14 protein-coding genes and 1 pseudogene are annotated in these 16,605 nt (G+C 62.3%); 4 read left to right on the forward strand and 11 right to left on the reverse strand.

Annotated features, from left to right (window positions below; genetic code table 11):
* Positions 1-35: 35 nt before the first annotated feature.
* The 10 genes from CKW22_RS25330 to CKW22_RS25375 form a co-directional block, all read right to left on the reverse strand.
* The gene (locus CKW22_RS25330; protein WP_095065463.1) at positions 36-1,868 is read right to left on the reverse strand and encodes a S9 family peptidase; all 1,833 of its coding nucleotides are present in this window, start codon (positions 1,866-1,868) and stop codon (positions 36-38) included.
* Positions 1,834-2,994, reverse strand: coding sequence for a pyrroloquinoline quinone biosynthesis protein PqqE (gene pqqE / locus CKW22_RS25335; RefSeq protein ID WP_033703079.1), 1,161 nt, complete (start codon positions 2,992-2,994; stop codon positions 1,834-1,836). The genes CKW22_RS25330 and pqqE overlap by 35 nt, the downstream gene beginning before the upstream one ends.
* Positions 2,966-3,241, reverse strand: coding sequence for a pyrroloquinoline quinone biosynthesis peptide chaperone PqqD (pqqD, locus tag CKW22_RS25340; protein WP_033703078.1), 276 nt, complete (start codon positions 3,239-3,241; stop codon positions 2,966-2,968). Before pqqD ends, pqqE begins: the two co-directional genes overlap by 29 nt.
* Positions 3,238-3,993 carry a pyrroloquinoline-quinone synthase PqqC gene (pqqC, locus tag CKW22_RS25345; protein WP_047583697.1) on the reverse strand — a complete coding sequence of 252 codons (756 nt, stop codon included), beginning with the start codon at positions 3,991-3,993 and terminating at the stop codon, positions 3,238-3,240. The genes pqqD and pqqC overlap by 4 nt, the downstream gene beginning before the upstream one ends.
* 9 nt (positions 3,994-4,002) lie before the next feature.
* Positions 4,003-4,914 carry a pyrroloquinoline quinone biosynthesis protein PqqB gene (gene pqqB, locus CKW22_RS25350; RefSeq protein WP_033703075.1) on the reverse strand — a complete coding sequence of 304 codons (912 nt, stop codon included), beginning with the start codon at positions 4,912-4,914 and terminating at the stop codon, positions 4,003-4,005.
* 78 nt (positions 4,915-4,992) lie between these two features.
* Positions 4,993-5,064 (reverse strand): pyrroloquinoline quinone precursor peptide PqqA, encoded by a 72-nt coding sequence (gene pqqA, locus CKW22_RS25355; protein ID WP_003243383.1) that lies wholly within the window; start codon positions 5,062-5,064, stop codon positions 4,993-4,995.
* A gap of 170 nt (positions 5,065-5,234) precedes the next feature.
* Entirely contained in the window at positions 5,235-7,511 is a 2,277-nt protein-coding gene (gene pqqF / locus CKW22_RS25360) for a pyrroloquinoline quinone biosynthesis protein PqqF (RefSeq protein WP_047583698.1), read from the reverse strand.
* A gap of 12 nt (positions 7,512-7,523) precedes the next feature.
* A complete protein-coding gene (locus tag CKW22_RS25365; RefSeq protein WP_095065465.1) occupies positions 7,524-8,318 on the reverse strand; it encodes a carbon-nitrogen hydrolase family protein in 795 nt (264 codons plus the stop codon).
* Between the two features lie 14 nt (positions 8,319-8,332).
* Complete coding sequence (locus CKW22_RS25370; RefSeq protein WP_047583699.1) at positions 8,333-10,015, reverse strand: NAD(P)/FAD-dependent oxidoreductase; 1,683 nt, start codon at positions 10,013-10,015, stop codon at positions 8,333-8,335.
* Between the two features lie 237 nt (positions 10,016-10,252).
* Positions 10,253-10,714 (reverse strand): Lrp/AsnC family transcriptional regulator, encoded by a 462-nt coding sequence (locus CKW22_RS25375; protein ID WP_033703070.1) that lies wholly within the window; start codon positions 10,712-10,714, stop codon positions 10,253-10,255.
* Between the two features lie 114 nt (positions 10,715-10,828).
* Here CKW22_RS25375 and CKW22_RS25380 point away from each other — a divergent pair, with 114 nt between their 5' ends.
* From CKW22_RS25380 to CKW22_RS25395, 4 genes are all read left to right on the forward strand, one after another.
* Positions 10,829-11,383, forward strand: coding sequence for a serine acetyltransferase (locus CKW22_RS25380; RefSeq protein ID WP_095065467.1), 555 nt, complete (start codon positions 10,829-10,831; stop codon positions 11,381-11,383).
* Positions 11,384-11,511: 128 nt separating this feature from the next.
* On the forward strand, positions 11,512-12,183 hold the full coding sequence (locus CKW22_RS25385) for a hypothetical protein (protein ID WP_033703068.1): 672 nt from the start codon (positions 11,512-11,514) through the stop codon (positions 12,181-12,183).
* Positions 12,184-12,530: 347 nt separating this feature from the next.
* Positions 12,531-14,966 (forward strand): membrane-bound PQQ-dependent dehydrogenase, glucose/quinate/shikimate family, encoded by a 2,436-nt coding sequence (locus CKW22_RS25390; protein ID WP_095065469.1) that lies wholly within the window; start codon positions 12,531-12,533, stop codon positions 14,964-14,966.
* A gap of 117 nt (positions 14,967-15,083) precedes the next feature.
* The gene (locus tag CKW22_RS25395) at positions 15,084-16,376 is read left to right on the forward strand and encodes a carbohydrate porin (protein ID WP_095065471.1); all 1,293 of its coding nucleotides are present in this window, start codon (positions 15,084-15,086) and stop codon (positions 16,374-16,376) included.
* Between the two features lie 53 nt (positions 16,377-16,429).
* Here CKW22_RS25395 and CKW22_RS25400 read toward each other — a convergent pair.
* Positions 16,430-16,605: pseudogene (locus tag CKW22_RS25400) on the reverse strand (IS630 family transposase); the annotation flags it as partial.

A 16,605-nucleotide genomic window follows, 5' to 3' on the forward strand; every position in this document is an offset into this window, starting at 1 on the left:
CGCGTTGCGGCCCTTTTAGCGACGAAAGGCCAGATTCAGTGAGGGACCTGGCCTAACACCCGGCAATAGAACCTCCACTCCTCTTCCAGCGCATGCGCCAGGTTCTCTGCCTGTCGGAACCCGTGTCGCTCCCCCGCATAAAAGTGCCCTTCGGCCTCTATGCCATTTGCCTTCAGTGCATCGAGCATCAGGCGCGTCTGCTCCGGCACCACCACAGCATCTAGTTCACCCTGGAAGAAAACCACCGGCACCTTGATCTGCGCGGCATGCAGCAGTGGCGTGCGTGCGTGATAGCGCTCGGCGTCTTGCAGTGGGTCGCCGATCAACCAGTCCAGGTAATCCCCTTCAAACTTGTGCGTGGCGCGGCTCAGGGCAATGGGGTCACTGACCCCGTAGAGGCTGGCCCCCGCTCGGAACACGTCGTGGAACGCCAGGGCGCACAGCGTGGTGTAACCGCCCGCGCTGCCACCGCGGATGAAGGCCTTGTGCGGGTCGATCAGCCCCAGCCCGGCCAGGTGCGTGACCGCCGCGCAAGCATCCTCGACATCCCGCTCGCCCCAGTGCAGGTGCAGGGCCTGGCGATAGTCCCGGCCATAGCCGGTACTGCCCCGGTAATTCAGGTCGGCGACGGCGAAGCCGCGCTGGGTCCAGTACTGGATGCGGGGGTCGAGCGCCGGGTAGCAGGCCGACGTCGGCCCGCCATGGATAAACACCACCAGGGGCGCGGGCGCCTTGGCGTGCATGGCCGGGTAGAAGAAGCCATGGGCGATGCCGTTGCCACTGGTGTAGCGAATGGACTGCGGCATGCTGATGGCTTCGGCGGGCAGTACCTCGGCACCCCCTGCCAGCACGCGTACCTCGTGATTGCTGCGGTCGATGGCAATGACTGCCGCCGGGCTGACGGGGGATGCGGCGATGGCATAGAGGTGCCCGTCATCCATGGCCAGGCTGCGAAAGCGCGTGTAGGCACTGGCGAAACGTTCTACCGGTTGCTCGGCGGTGCGCAGCCCCAACTGCCCAAAACCGCCCTCGAACCAACTGGCCACATAGCTTTGCGGCCCCAGGGCCAGCCAACTGCTGGCGCCAAGTTGCCAGGGCGCCGAGGCATGGTCGGCGGGTTCGGCGGGCAGGGCCTGCCAGTGCCCGTCGACTTCCCCCCAGGGCTGCCAGAAACCGTCGCGATCAGACAGGCAATACAAGCGGCCCTGCGCGTCGAAACGCGGTTGTTGCAGAGACTCGTCCTGGCCTGCCACGCAACACGCAGGCCCCCATGCGCCGCTGCTGTCGCGTTGGCGAAGTAGCAGGCGCGTGTGTGTCCAGGGTTGTGCCGGGCGGTCCCATTCGACCCAGGCCAGGCGCTGCCCATCACTGCTCACGGTGGGTGATGCGTAGAAGTCGGCGCCTTCAGCCAGCACCTCGCGCGAGCCTTCGCGCAGGGCAATCAGGCGATGCTCCACGGTTTGCCCATGGCGCTCTTCGACCGCCAGCACTTGGCCGTCGTGCCAGTGCACATCGCCGTAGCGGCACTGCTGGTCGTCGGTAAGCCGCTTGGGTACGGCACCGTCCAGCGTCTGGGTATAGAGCTGCTGATCTTTCTCGTTGACGAAGACCAGCCCTTCACCGCCGAGGCAAAAGCTGCCCCCGCCATATTCGTAAACCCGGCTGCGCACGCTGAAACCATCCGGCGTCAGGCACTGGGCCTGGTGTTGATGCCAGTGCCAGATTCGGCAGGCACCGTCGGCCGGGCGAAACTCGTTCCAGAACAACCCGGTGGGGCCGACCTTGAGCTCGGCGAAGTCGGTACCAGCGGCGACGGCCTGGGCTGCGCTGAATTCAGCCGCGGGCGATGACACGGGAGTTTCGATCATTGCGGAAGGTCATCTCTTCAATGGCGAGTTGGGCGGTTTCTGCCTCCTCGCGGGCCTTGAGGATGATGCCGTGATCCGCCGATTTTGCGCACACCGGGTCGGCGTTGCTGGCATCGCCGGTGAGCATGAAGGCCTGGCAACGGCAGCCGCCGAAGTCCTTTTCCTTCTCGTCGCAGGAGCGGCAGGGCTCAGGCATCCATTGGTAACCGCGAAAGCGGTTGAAACCGAACGAGTCGTACCAGATGTGGTGCAGGTCGTGGTCACGCACGTTGGGGAACTGCACCGGCAGTTGGCGGGCGCCGTGGCAGGGCAGGGCGGTGCCGTCCGGGGTGATGGTGAGGAACAGGTTGCCCCAGCCATTCATGCAGGCCTTGGGGCGTTCTTCGTAGTAGTCAGGGGTGACGAAGATCAGCTTGCACGGGTTGCCTTCGGCCTTGAGCTTGTCACGGTATTCATTGGTGATACGTTCGGCCCGCTGCAGCTGTGCGCGAGTCGGCAGCAGCCCCAGGCGGTTGAGGTGCGCCCAGCCATAGAACTGGCAAGTGGCAAGCTCGACGAAGTCGGCCTCGAGCGCAATGCACAGCTCGATGATGCGGTCGATCTTGTCGATGTTGTGCCGATGGGTAACGAAGTTGAGCACCATCGGGTAGCCGTGGGCTTTTACGGCACGGGCCATCTCCAGCTTCTGCGCGAAGGCCTTCTTCGAGCCGGCCAGCAGGTTGTTGACCTGCTCGTCGCTGGCCTGGAAGCTGATCTGGATGTGGTCCAGGCCGGCGGTCTTGAACTCGGCGATGCGCGCTTCGGTGAGGCCAATGCCCGAGGTGATCAGGTTGGTGTAGTAGCCCAGCCGGCGCGCCTCGCCGATCAGCGCGGCGAGGTCCTGGCGCACCAGCGGTTCGCCACCGGAAAAGCCGATCTGCGCGGCGCCCATTTCGCGCGCCTCGGCCATCACCTTGAACCACTGCGCGGTGCTCAGCTCCTGGCCCTGGGCTGCGAAGTCCAGCGGGTTGGAGCAGTACGGGCATTGCAGCGGGCAGCGGTAGGTCAGCTCGGCCAGCAACCACAGCGGCAGGCCGACCTCAGGCGTGGCCGGCAGGTCAGGCGAGGACGATCCAGTGTTCGCCACGGGCCACCTCCATGAACTGCTCGATGTCGTCGGCCACTTCCGGGACATCCGGGAACTGCTGGGCCAGTACGGCAATGATCGCCGCGACGTCGCGTTGGCCGTCGATCAGGCCGCCGATCAGCGCGGCGCTGTCGTTGAGCTTGATCATGCCCTCGGGGTACAGCAGCACATGGCCTTTCTGGGCCGGCTCGTACTGGAAGCGGTAGCCGGGGCGCCAGTTCGGCACCTGCTTGCGATCGAAACTCATAGGGCGATCCCCTTGTGCCAGACCCGTTCCTGGGTGACCGAATGATAAGGCGGGCGGTTCAGCTCGTAGGCCATGCTCATGGCATCGAGCATGCTCCAGAGGATATCCAGCTTGAACTGCAGGATCTCCAGCATACGCTCCTGGCCCGCGCGGGTGGTGTAGTGCTGCAAGGTAATCGCCAGCCCGTGCTCGACATCACGCCGGGCCTGGCCCAGGCGGGTGCGGAAGTATTCGTAGCCGGCCGGGTCGATCCAGGGGTAGTGCTGTGGCCAGCTGTCCAGGCGCGACTGGTGGATCTGCGGGGCGAACAGCTCGGTCAGCGAGCTGCTGGCCGCCTCTTGCCAGCTGGCGCGGCGGGCAAAGTTGACGTAGGCGTCTACGGCAAAGCGCACGCCGGGCAGCACAAGCTCCTGGGAGCGCAGTTGCTCAGGGTCCAGGCCAACGGCCTGGCCAAGGCGCAGCCAGGCTTCGATACCCCCGTCTTCGCCAGGGGCGCCATCGTGGTCGAGCAGGCGCTGGATCCACTCGCGGCGCACTTCGCGGTCCGGGCAGTTGGCCAGGATCGCGGCATCCTTCATCGGGATGTTGACCTGGTAGTAGAAGCGGTTGGCTACCCAGCCCTGTATTTGCTCGCGGGTGGCGCGGCCCTGGTACATCGCCACGTGATAGGGGTGATGAATGTGGTAGTAGGCGCCTTTCGCGCGCAGGGCCTGCTCGAACTCGGCAGGGGACATCGGCAATGGGTCGCTCATCAGGCCTCCTTACAACGCGATGCTCATGCCATCGAAGGCGACTTCAACGCCCCGACGCTGGACCTCGGCCCGTTCAGGCGAGTCTTCATCGAGAATCGGGTTGGTGTTGTTGATGTGGATAAGTACCTTGCGCTGGCGCGGGAAGCCATCGAGCACTTCGAGCATGCCGCCTGGCCCGTTCTGCGCCAGGTGGCCCATCTCGCGGCCGGTGCGGGTGCCGACGCCACGGCGCTGCATTTCATCGTCTTCCCACAAGGTGCCGTCGACCAGCAGGCAGTCGGCGCCGTGCATCATCGCCAGCAGCTTGTCGTCGACCTGGCCAAGGCCTGGGGCGTAGAACAGCTTGCCGCCGGTGCGGGTGTCTTCGACCAGCAGGCCCAGGTTGTCGCCCGGGTGAGGGTCGAAGCGGTGCGGTGAATAGGGCGGCGCGGCGCTGCGCAGGGGGAAGGGGGTGAACCGGAGGTTGGGGCAGGCGTCGATGACGAAGCTGCCTTCCAGCTCGATGCGGTTCCACTGCAGGCCGCCGTTCCAGTGGCTGAGCATGTTGAACAGCGGGAAGCCGGTGGTCAGGTCCTGGTGGACCATGTCGGTGCACCAGACCTGATGCGGGCAGCCTTCGCGCAGGCTGAGCAGGCCGGTGGTGTGGTCGATCTGGCTGTCGAGCAAGACGATGGCATTGATGCCGGTATCGCGCAGGGCGCGGGCCGGTTGCATCGGCGCAAAGGCCTGAAGCTGGGCGCGGATATCGGGCGAGGCGTTGCACAGGACCCAGTGCTCGCCGTCGTCGGACAGCGCGATGGACGACTGGGTGCGCGCCGTGGCACGCAGGCTGCCGTCGCGATAGCCCTTGCAGTTGACGCAGTTGCAGTTCCACTGGGGGAAGCCGCCGCCGGCGGCGGAACCGAGAATCTGGATGTACATGGCCACTCTCTACCGGAAAACCGTATCCGAAAAACACAAACGCCCCGGCGGGCCGAGGCGTCGAACCGTAAGCAGAGCTTAGCGGTTGGCGAAGTACATGGTGACTTCGAAGCCGATACGCAGATCAGTGTATGCAGGTTTGGTCCACATGGGATGACTCCTTCCGAACGGGTTGGGTTGGTCAGCTACTTGTTGGGTACCGCCGGGCGCCGGAGGTTCCCTTGACTGAGATTGCGCTATCTTACAAGAAAAATTTGTACTGAAAGGTTAATTATTGGAAAAGCGCCCTTGCAGTTCACGTAACAATACGCCTTTGCTCTTCACCAAGCTGGGCCTGGTGCGGCCGCATTGGCCAGGCAGAGCCAAGGGGCGCGGTGGGCAAGAAGGCTGCCTAGGAGCACGTCCAGATCGGCCTGTTGCGTCATCAGGATAGACCGGTGCAGGTCATTCAGCCTGTCGGATTGTATCGCCATGTGTGCCTGCCATGCCCACTCGGCCACCTCGGCATTGGCCATGGCCGATTCGACGAACTGCTCGGCCAAGGCTTGCCGGGCGGTGCAGTCCAGTGTCACGCCCTGGCTTAGCAACGCATGCAGGTGAGCGAGTATTTCGGCATGGCTGGCATGGGGCGACTGCACGCCGAACAGCAGGCCATTGCAGCCTTCTATCTGACGGAAGGCGCTGAAAACGGCGTAGCCCAATTGCAGCTCCACCCGTAGGCGTTGGTACACCGGCCCTTGCAACAACTGGGCGAGCAGGCGGCCGCTGGCTTGCTGGTTGGCCGCCACCGGGCAGAACAGCAGCAGGGCGTTTTCGCTGCCTGCGAGCGCAGTGTCAACCCAGCGACGGCCCTGCCAAATGGGCAGTGGCGTCGCTGTGGCGCCCTGGCCTGGGCAGGCGCCCAGCACGGCGCCAAGGGCGGCCAATTCTTCAAAGCCCAGCGCCAGGCCGTGCCAGCGGGCAGTTGCCCATACCTGGTCAAGCAGTGGCTGGTCGAGTGTGCAAGGCGGCAACGGCTCGGCATTGCTGCCAAGAATGGCGTCAGGCAGTTGCTTGAGCAGGGCTCTGATCGGGATCTGCGCGGGTTCTGGGTTCGGCTGACCTTGCCAGCTATCGTGTGAGGGCGCGTTCAGCAAGGCGAGGGCTTCATCGACGGCGCGGAGCACCGCTGAGGGTTGGCCGGCGCAACGTAGCTGCCAATACTCGCCAGCTTCGCTGAACTGCAGTTGCAACGCCACCTGTTCGGCGCGCTCCTGCAAGGGACGCAAGGCCTGGCACAGGATGGGAAACAGCGCACGTCGAAGAGGTGAAGGCAGGTGCCAGCGCAGGTACAGCGCCGCGTACTCGCGTGTCGGTGGCAGCGCGTCGCTGATGGCCAATGCCGCGGGTAACGGTGCCTTTGCGGCGAGCGGCTCGGCCGTCAGCAGAGGGTCGGCGGCGGGTATCTGCCATTGACCATGGCTGGCGTAAGGGAGGCTGGCAAGCAGTGCCTCCAGTGCGCGTAAAGCTTGCTTGTCGAGTGCTGCGAAAGGCTGGTCTGCGCTGTCCCGTCGTGCCAGTTCAAGCGGGCTGGCGGCCCGCTCGCGGCTGCGTTGCAGTTGGCCGAACTGGGCATTGAGGTGCTGCAGGTCGCTCTGGCGAATAAAGCCGAACCAGCCGTGCAGCAATGCGATAGCTTCGTCGACAGAGGCGTCGGTACCGAGCTGCAAGTCGATGTGCCAGAGCATCTGCCCGGCGAAAGCATACAGCGGTTCGGCTTTGACTCCCCGCAGCCAGCCGCGCTGGCGAAGCGCGTTCAGCCATCCGCCCGGGCGGCTGTCGCCTAGCAGGTCGATCAGTAAGCCAAGCGCGCGTTCGCCACCTTCGGGCAGGCCTTCATGGGCGAAGATGAACGGCTGATCGGCCGCCAGCAGCGGCGGCGGCATTGCTTGCTCGACACGCCCACCGGCCGGGAACAGGCTGCCAAATTGCCGGCCCAGGCGCTCCAGTGCATCCAAGGGTTGTGGGCCGCACAGGCTCAGGGTGACCTGACCGCCCTGGTAGAAGCGTTGGTGAAACATCCCGAGAGCCCGTTGGAACGCGGGGTCCTGCAGGGCAAGGGTAAACCGGTTGCCGGCATGAAAGCCGCTTAATGGATGCTGCGGCGAAACCGACTGCAGCAAGGCGAACTGCTGTTGTGCCTGCGGGTTACGTGACCAGGCGATGAACTCGGCGTGAATCACCTCACGCTCTTGGCGCTGGCGCTCGATGCCAAGGTCGGGCTCGACCAACATCTGGCACAGGCGCTCCAGCCCACCGGCCAGCGCCGCCGGTGGGACTTCGAAGAAGAAGTCGGTGGTGCGCTCACGGGTGCTGGCGTTGACCTGGCCGCCGAGGGACTGGACGTAGCGCATCAGCCCATGCTGCTGCGCGAATGTACGGGTCCCGAGGAAGAACAGGTGTTCAAGGAAGTGGGCCAGCCCAGGCCATTGCGCCGGGGCATCGTGGCTACCCGCGTGCACCCGCAACGCCGCCGCCGCGCGCTTGAGGCGCGGGGCATGGCGCAGGGTCAGCTGCAGGCCGTTGGCGAGGGTGAGGTGGCGCGTAGCGTCAGGCATGAGGGGCTCCGGTCAGCCTTTACTCAGATGCAGCTCCTGGCGCAAATCGGTCAGGTAGGGAAATGCCTTGCGCCCCTCTATCACGCGCTCATGCGCAAGCTCCGCCAGCAACTGGCATTCATCCCGCCCGGCCATGGCCAGCAGGCTGCCATCCGGGCCGATGATGCTGCTCTGCCCGCAATACTGGATTTCATCCTCGGCCCCGCAGTAGTTCGCATACACCAGGTAGCACTGGTTCTCCTGTGCGCGTGCCCGTACCGTCACCTGGCAGATGAAATCGTAGGGCGTCATGTTCGCCGTCGGCACCAGGATCAGTTCCGCGCCCGCCAGCGCCAGGCGCCGGGCGTTCTCCGGGAACTCGATGTCATAGCAGATCAGCATGCCGACTTTCCAGCCATCCAGTTCCACAACCGGGAAGTGATCGGCGCCTGCGCTGAACATCGACCGGTCAAGCTCCCCGAACAGATGCGTCTTGCGGTAGTTGCACAGGCTGCGACCCTGGGCATCGATCAGTTGCACGCTGTTATAGATCGCGCCGTCATCGCCCCGCTCCGGGTAGCCATAGACGATCGCGATGCGATGGGCCTGGGCGATTTCCACCACATTCATGGCCGCTAGGCCATCACTGGCCTCGGCCAGGCGTTCGACCTGGGCCAGGCCGATGTTGTAGCCGGTCAGGAACATCTCCGGGCACACCAGCAGTTGAGCGCCGCGCTCAGCCGCCAGTTGGGCCTGGTGCTGCAGCCGTTGCAGGTTGCCTGGCACGTCCAGTGGGTTGGGTGCGCCTTGGAACAGAGCGATGCGCATGGCGCCTCCTTGTTTCAGTCGGCCAGCGCGATAGGGCCGATTTCATCGAACACATCGCCTGGGCCTGGGTTGTCCGGGTGGGTCTGGCCACCGAAGTGGTTCATGATACCCCACACGGCATTGAGCGAAGTCTGCACCGCGCCTTCTACCCAGGCCGGCGTCCACGACACGTCGTCACCGGCGATGAACATGCCGCGTTGTTCGGCGGGCATGTCCTGCTGCATGAAGTGCGCGTACATGCGCTGGTTGTAGCGGTAATGGCCCGGCAGCGCGCCCTTGAAGGCGCCGAGGAAGTGCGGGTCGGCCTCCCAGGAAATGGTGATCGGGTCGCCGATGATGTGCCCGGCGATATCGGTCTTCGGGTAGATTTTCTTCAAGGCGTCGAGGGCCAGTTGCACGCGCTTTTCGACCGGGTGCGGGAGCATTTTCAGCGCATCGCTCATCCACGCGTAGGACAGGCAGATCACACCGGGTTTGTCGTCGCCGTTATCGAACAGATAGGTACCCCGGGTGAGGCGGTCGGTGAGGGTCATGCTCATCAGATCGCGGCCGGTTTGCGGGTCTTTGTCCTTCCAGAACGGGCGGTCGACCATGACGAAGGTTTTCGACGATTGCATGTAGCGGGTGCGGTCCAGGGCCATCCACATCTTCTGCGAGAACAGCGATTCTTCGCAGTCGATCTGGGTGGTCAGCAGCCAGGTCTGGCAGGTGGCGAGCACGGCGGCGTAATGGCGGGTATCACCCCAGTTGTCGGTGACCGCAAGCCGGCCATCGGCGGCACGGGCGATGCGTTTGACCCCGGTGCGTGGCGCACCCCCGTGTAACGAGCTGAGGCTGGTGCCTTCAGGCCAGTGGGCGCAGCGCTCTGGCGCATGCCGCCAGATACCTTGCGGCACCTGCTCCACGCCGCCCACCACCAGGTGCTGGTGATCGTCGCAGTTGGTCATCACCACGCGGAAGATTTCCAGCATCGAATTGGGGAAGTCCGAGTCCCAGCCACCGGTGCCGAAGCCGACCTGGCCGAACACCTCCCGGTGCTGGAAGCTCAGCTTGGCGAATGAGCGCGAAGTGGCGACGAAGTCGTAGAAGGTGCGGTCGTCCCACAGGGGCACCAGCGTGTTCCACAGTTCTTTGAGGCGCGGTACATCACGGTCGCGGATCGCCTGCTGGATGTCGGCAAATTGAGCGCCGCTCTCCAGCGCGTCGGCCCAGGCGTTGGCCACTTCATGGAACAGCTCAGGCAGGTCGGCGACTTTCTCGGCGTAGTAGGTCTGGCCTTCCAGGTCGATCACCGTGCTGCCGGAGGCCGGCGTCAGCGGGTTGGGGAAGGGTTTGGTCTCCAGGCCCAGCTTGTCCACATAGTGGTAGAAGGCCGTTGAAGAAACCGGAAAGCGCATGCCGCCGAGCTCGGCGATGATTCCGTCGGTGCCGTTGAAGGCTTGCGAGCGCAACCGGCCACCGAGCTTCGAGGCCTCATAGACCACTGGTTTGAGGCCCAGCTTCATCAGCTCGTAGGCCGCCACCAGGCCGGCGATACCGGCACCCACGATCGCCACTTCTTCGCCATGCCGCTGGGCAGGGATGCTGCCCAGGCCAGCCGGGTGTTCCAGCCAGTCATCGAAGGCGAAGGGGAAGTCCGGGCCGAAGATGGTGATGGGTTTTTTGCCGTCGGCGGGGTGGCGGTTCTTGTTGTTCATGAAGTGACCTTGCCAGAGGGGCTGCGCGGAGGGCGGAGCCTGAGTATAGGAGATGCCTGGGGGTCATTTTAGGGAGCGGGGTGTTCGTAATTAAGGTGCAGAGTGTTGGAGGAATGTAGTGGTTTTGGTCGAAATGTATCCAATTAAAGTCATTGTGACGAATCAGGCCAGCGTGGCGGGAGAATCCACGGTTTAGGAGGCATACTCGCCAGTCAGTAAGCCTGATCGCCAGCCACTTCAGAGCGGCTGCCCGCGGTCGACCTTGCTGCTCAAGATGATCGACGTAGTGGTTTTTTCCACCCCGTCGACACTGCCGATCTGGTCGAGCATCTGGTCCAGTTGTTCTGGCGAATCGGTCCGCAGCCAGGCCACATAATCGAATTCGCCACTCACCGCGCACAATTGCTGCACCTGCCCCATGGCACTCAAGCGCCGCACCACTTCCTTGCCGGAGCGGGGCTGCACTTTGATCCCGACATACGCCTGCAAACCACCCCCGATCACGTGCTGGCCAAGGCGCACGCCGTAGCCTGAGATCACCTTGTTCTTCTCCAGCCGCTCCAGGCGCGAGTTGACCGTGGTGCGCGCGATACCGAGCAGGCGGGCGAGGGTGGCAACGCTTTCGCGGGCATTGATCTGCAGCAGGGCGATCAGCTGGCGATCGATTTCATCCAGCGTGATGGGGCGGGCATCCGACATGGCAAGTCTCTACAGTGGGCCCGCTAGCCTAGCCAGCCAGTGGCCGCCAGGGCAAGGCTGCGTCGCTGGCTTTGTTTCGGCATCATGGCAGGCCGTACGCAGTGGAGCCACGCCATGAACCTCGCAAACCTGCTCGAATGCTGGCGACTGGAAGTCTCCAACAAGAAAAAGCCCGGGCGCCGTATCAGCCTGTTGTTCAACGTGCTGCGCCGCGCCCGCAAGGATAACAAGCTGCGCTTTCTCTTCGCCTTCCGCCTGGCCCAGTATCTGGATGCACGAGGCGGCCTGGGCCGGCGGCACGCCAAGCGCATGCAGCAGCGGCTTAATCTGAAGTATGCCGTAGACATCGACATCGGCGCACAGATCGCGCCCGGGCTGCGCATCGCCCACCTGCCTGGCGTGGTGATTACCCGTCACGTGAGCATCGGGCGCAATTTCTTCATTCGGCAGAATTGCTCGATCGGCATCAAGACCCTTGGGCTGCAGGCGTATGCGCTGCGCATTGGCGATAACGTCAGCCTGGGCGCCAGCAGCTGCATTGTTGCCGACCGGATCAGCATTGGCGATAACGTGGTGATTGGGGCCATGTCGCTGGTGATGCGCGATATTCCGGCTGACACCACGTTCTACAACCCCCGCCAAGCAGAAATGCGCGTAACCACCCTGTAATCCTTGGTCGTTGATCTTCAGCAAACTTGCCGGCCGGTTGATCTGCGTGGACGGAATGGTGGCCGATTGATATCTTCCGCCGCCCCGCTCACTGCGATTTAACCTCACGTCATGCAAGGATTCGCGCTATGAACAAGATGACAGTCAGCCCCTGGTTGATGGTCTCCCCGGATGGGCCGCTGACCTATGCTCGTGGCGGTCAGTTGGTGCATTTGCGCCAAGGTGGACTGGACGGTGCGTGTGGCCCATACAGTGTGGTGATGGCCCTGATTACCCTGGGCGTCATGGGTTATGGCGAAGCCAGGAACATGTATCTCTGGCATGGCAACAGCCGCGAAGGGCGTTTTCGTTCCGAAATACGTAGTTTGGGCGCACTGGTTTCAGAAGGCACCGACCACAAGGACATGCTGAGGCTGGTCGAGTGCTTCAGTGGTGTGGGGGTGGGCGCTGAGTACGTTACTGGCAGTAAAAAAGACATTGTTCAACAGGTCCAGGATTCAATCGACTGCATGTCTGCCCCGATTATCGGGGTGCGCTGGCCTGGTGGCAGTGGCCACTGGATGATGGTGGTCGGTTATCAGGGTTATGAAAACGAGGGTGATTTCCAGATCACTCACCTGTTATGCCTGGACCCCGGCAGCGAAACACCTCGCACAAGTTTGTGGAACGCGGTTATTGAAGTGTTCAACGAAGATGGCAGTTCTGTGGCAAGCGGCCCGCTCCCCTCCATTCACTGGGGGTATGACGGTAAACAGGAAAGCTGCCGTATCGAAGATGCAATCTTGATCTGCAAAGCCTGACCAAGTTGAAATGACAAAGCCGCGCGATGGCGCGGCTTTGTCATTGTTACAGGTTCGTATAAAAGCTGTTGCAGACGCGTTGGTTTATCCTGGGGATAGTCGGACTTATCATTTAAGCAACGTCAAACCTCGGTATTCAGGTTGCTGACGTTGAATAATTGTTCGTTTTACAAAGTTTCGTGCCAACAGGGCCGTTCTAGCGGCCTGCCTGAATAACTGACCTTTCATCCAACGCTGATGATCTTGGCGATTCTTGCTATTGGCAGGCTGCGCAGCCTGACTTCTCTGGCGGCGTGCTTGCGCCCTGATGGAACAACCATGCATATACCCACAGAGCTTACACAACCATGACGGATGACACGTGTTCCAACGCGGGGAGGCGCTCGTTAAGCAGTGCCGCTCGACTGCTATTTGCGCTACTTGTAATGTGTGTGGCGCTGGGTTTGATTTACGGCGGTTGCAAACTATTGGCACTGGGCGGGTCAAGTTACTACCTGCTGGCGGGGCTTGCCTACGCCGTGTTGGCCGTAGCCGTGTGCTTGCGCAAGCGTATCAGTATTGTACTTTCGATTCTGATATTCCTGGCCACCTGCGCCTGGGCATTTTACGAAGTGGGGCAACTTAGTTACTGGCCACTGCTGCCGCGTCTGGTGGTCCCGGCCATCATCCTGACCCTGAGCCTGTGGGTGGGCGCTGCACTGCCCACTACCTCTTCGAGCACACGCCGAACCGCCAATCGCTCCGGGTTTGCCCTGTTGCTGGCATTGATCGCCACGTTCATCGCCGCCTTCTTCCCACATGGCGGCATCTCGAACCCCATCGCAGCAGGTAGCCTGACAACCCCAGACGCTGCCTCCACAGCCCCGGAAAACTGGGAGTTCTTTGGGCGCAGCGCCTCGGGCACGCGCTTCGCGCCCTACACGCAAATCACCCCGGAAAACGTCAAGGACCTGCAAGTTGCCTGGACCTACCGGACCGGCCGCAGAACCAGCGGCCCAGGTGCGGGTGTCGACGAGAACACGCCATTGCAGATCGGCAACGTCCTGTACTCGTGCACGCCGGAAAACCTGATCACCGCGCTTGATGGCGATACCGGCAAACCCCTCTGGAAGTTCGACCCTCACGCCAAAAGCGAAGAGCATGTGACCTGCCGTGGCGTGGGCTATTACGACATCGACCGGGACGACAGCCTCAGCGCCGAGGTAAAAGCCTCTCACGCCAGCGACCAGCAATGCCGCCAGCGCATCCTGGTATCGTCGGTCGATGCCCGGCTGTTTGCCCTGGATGCACACACCGGCACCCTTTGCCCCAACTTCGGCGAGGACGGTTACGTTGACCTCAAGAAGGGCATGGGGCCAACGGAAAACAGCAAGCGCTACCACCCGACGTCTCTGCCTGTGGTCATGGGCCACCTCACAGTGGTGGGGGGCTGGGTACGTGACATCGTGGCCGGCGAGCCTTCTGGTGCCGTGCGTGCATTCGATGTGCTGAGCGGTTCGTTGGTATGGGCCTGGGATGTCGGTGCGCCTGAGGGTACCGACACTGCGGCGGCTGACCATCAGTTCGCGCTTGAAACACCTAACGTATGGACCATTCCCACCTACGATAAAGAACTGAATCTGGTCTACCTGCCTACCGGCAATGGCCCACCTGACTATTGGGGTGGCGACCGTAACCAGGTGAAAGAAAAGTTCGGCACAGCCATTGTCGCGGTCGATGCATCGACAGGTAAGGCCAAGTGGGTTTTCCAGACTGTCCATCATGATGTCTGGGACTACGACCTGCCTTCGCAACCCGTGCTGTACGAGATGAAAAACGCCCAAGGCACCAAGACCCCGGTGCTGATCCAGACCACCAAGACCGGCCATATCTTCGTGCTGGATCGCCGCACTGGCCAGCCGGTCACTGAAGTTCAGGAGCGCCCTGTTCCCACTTCACCGGCCGCAGAAGGCGAACACCTGTCACCGACCCAGCCGTACTCGGCGGGTATGCCCGTCATTGGCGCGGACCCGCTGACCGAGCAATCGATGTGGGGTGTGTCCACTTTCGACCAGCTCTACTGCCGGATCATGTTCAAGGACTCGGTGTATGTCGGCCCGTTCACACCGCCCTCTGAAAAGCCGTACATCGAATGGCCAGGGCTGTTGGGTGGCATGAACTGGGGTGGCATTTCTATTGATGAAAACACCGGCATGATGTTCGTCAACGACATGCGTATGCCACTGCGCATGTCGTTGGTAACCCAGGAAAACACCCGCAAGTACAAAGTGTCGACCGATGAGGTGCCTGGCTTCATGGGCACTATTCGGCCGCAGGTCGCGGGCATCTATGGCGGTGTGAAGATCGACATCCTCCAGTCGCCACTGGGCGTACCGTGCAATACGCCACCGTTTGGCAGCATGAGCGCGATTGACCTCAACACCCAGAAACTGGTGTGGCAGGTGCCACTGGGCACGGTTCAGGATACCGGCCCACTGGGCATCAAGACGCACCTGCAGATCCCTTTGGGTATGCCGACACTCGGCGGCCCTACTTCGACGGCATCCGGCCTGGTGTTCTTCGCGGGCACCCAGGACTACTACCTGCGTGCGCTCGACTCGGCAACCGGCAAAGAAGTGTGGAAGGCCCGCTTGCCAGTAGGTGCCGTAGCAGCGCCGCTGATCTACAAGTCCCCCACGACCGGCAAGCAGTATGTGGTGATTTCCGCTGGCGGCATGAGCCACTCGCCAGATGTGGGCGATTACATCATCGCTTACGCATTGCCTGACGGCAGCAAGCCGTAACGGCTCTGGTGCACTACGAAAAATCCCCGCTCGCGGGGATTTTTTTTCCCGCCAGTCAGCCCATCACGCAAAAGCCAGAACTGTTCAACGACTTCTCAAGCAAGGAACCCGCGCAAAATGTCATTACCCCTCCGCGCCGTGCTGGCCGGCAGCCTGTGCAGCGGTTTATCGCTTTGCCTTCTGCCACTGCCCTGCGCATTGGCCGATACTGCCCACCTGATGACCCAACCTACACTCACCGGTAACTGGGGCGGGCAGCGTCAGAGGCTGGAAGACCAGGGTATCAAGCTGACGGGCGACTACACCTCGGAAACCATTTCCAACCTGCATGGCGGTATCAAACGCGGTACTCGCTATGCACAACAGATACGTTTGGGCGCTCAGTTTGATTTGAGCAAACTGCTCGACACCCCAGATGCCGGGCGCGTGCAAGTACTGCTCAACGATCGTCGCGGCCACAGCGCCACCGAAGACCTGATTGGCAACCGCATGTCCGCGCAAGAGGTCTACGGGGGCGAATATACGCGGCTGACCGAGTTGAGTTACCAGCGCACGCTGTTCTCGCCCGACCTGTCCACCAAGCTCGGTTACATGGTCATGGGCACCGATTTCGGCGGCATGCCGATCCTCGCCAACTTTGTCAGTGCAGGCTTTTGTGCGCATCCGCTGACCATGTCCAGCGGCAGTGGCTGGGGCAACTACCCGACCGCACATTGGGGGGGCGAGTTGCGCTATGACGTCAACCCGTCGCTGACGCTGCAAACGGCACTGTTCCAGGTCAACCCGGGGTACAACGCGCGCGTCTCCAAAGCGTTCGCTATGCCCAGCAACGGCACGACGGGCGCTATCTTGCCGCTGGAGGCGATCATCAATAACCGTGCATTCCTCAATGGCCAATACAAAGTTGGCTGGTACTACGACACGTCCGATTACGCCAAGATTGGCGGCACCGGCAAAAGCAGCAGCCGTACAGGCGCTTACCTGCTGGTGGATCAGGCGATCTGGCGCGACGAGCAAGACCCGGCCAGTGTGCTGAGGTTGTTCGGGCAAGCAGCCACCAGCAACGCCGCGACCTCGCCAATGCGCCGCTGGTACTCGCTGGGCCTGGTTAAACAAAAGCCGTTTGCCAGCCGCCCGCAAGACTCCATTTCCTTTGGCTATGGCCGCGCCGTTATCAACCCGCGCACGCGGGGTGTGCAGGAAGCTGCTGCGGCCTACTCAGATGACACTGCCGTCATTACCGGGCTCGATAGCGGGGAGCAAGTACTGGAACTCAATTACGGTGCACAAGTAACACCGTGGCTACTGCTGCGCCCGGACGTGCAGTACTACATCGAGCCTGGGGCTTTCTTTGGCAAGCAAAGAGGCAATGCGCTAGCGGCTGGGTTGCAGGTCAAGATGACGTTTTAACCGTCTACCTTCGGACCCAACCTAGTGTGGAGTTTCAGAAATACCGCTGAAAATCATTTGCCCAGCGCTCGCGCCGCGCGAGCGACTGAGGCAAGGATGTCCTCGGCCTTCTTGTGCCACCGAAATGGCTTCGGGTTCTGGTTGTAGGTTTCCAGGTAGTACTCGATCGACGCCTCCAGATCTTTAACGCTGACATGTGCCTGCCGCTTGATCCACTTCTCGCTCAGCG

The organism is Pseudomonas sp. Irchel s3f19, assembly GCF_900187555.1.
In the GTDB taxonomy this organism is placed as follows: Bacteria; Pseudomonadota; Gammaproteobacteria; order Pseudomonadales; family Pseudomonadaceae; genus Aquipseudomonas; species Aquipseudomonas capeferrum.

Bases quoted from the DNA above. Each gene is read 5' to 3' on its own strand.
- CKW22_RS25330 (WP_095065463.1), bottom strand. From the start codon at position 1,868: ATGATCGAAACTCCCGTGTCATCGCCCGCGGCTGAATTCAGCGCAGCC.
- pqqD (WP_033703078.1), bottom strand. From the start codon at position 3,241: ATGAGTTTCGATCGCAAGCAGGTGCCGAACTGGCGCCCCGGCTACCGC.
- pqqC (WP_047583697.1), bottom strand. From the start codon at position 3,993: ATGAGCGACCCATTGCCGATGTCCCCTGCCGAGTTCGAGCAGGCCCTG.
- pqqB (WP_033703075.1), bottom strand. From the start codon at position 4,914: ATGTACATCCAGATTCTCGGTTCCGCCGCCGGCGGCGGCTTCCCCCAG.
- pqqF (WP_047583698.1), bottom strand. From the start codon at position 7,511: ATGCCTGACGCTACGCGCCACCTCACCCTCGCCAACGGCCTGCAGCTG.
- CKW22_RS25365 (WP_095065465.1), bottom strand. From the start codon at position 8,318: ATGCGCATCGCTCTGTTCCAAGGCGCACCCAACCCACTGGACGTGCCA.
- CKW22_RS25370 (WP_047583699.1), bottom strand. From the start codon at position 10,015: ATGAACAACAAGAACCGCCACCCCGCCGACGGCAAAAAACCCATCACC.
- CKW22_RS25375 (WP_033703070.1), bottom strand. From the start codon at position 10,714: ATGTCGGATGCCCGCCCCATCACGCTGGATGAAATCGATCGCCAGCTG.
- CKW22_RS25380 (WP_095065467.1), top strand. From the start codon at position 10,829: ATGAACCTCGCAAACCTGCTCGAATGCTGGCGACTGGAAGTCTCCAAC.
- CKW22_RS25385 (WP_033703068.1), top strand. From the start codon at position 11,512: ATGAACAAGATGACAGTCAGCCCCTGGTTGATGGTCTCCCCGGATGGG.
- CKW22_RS25390 (WP_095065469.1), top strand. From the start codon at position 12,531: ATGACGGATGACACGTGTTCCAACGCGGGGAGGCGCTCGTTAAGCAGT.
- CKW22_RS25395 (WP_095065471.1), top strand. From the start codon at position 15,084: ATGTCATTACCCCTCCGCGCCGTGCTGGCCGGCAGCCTGTGCAGCGGT.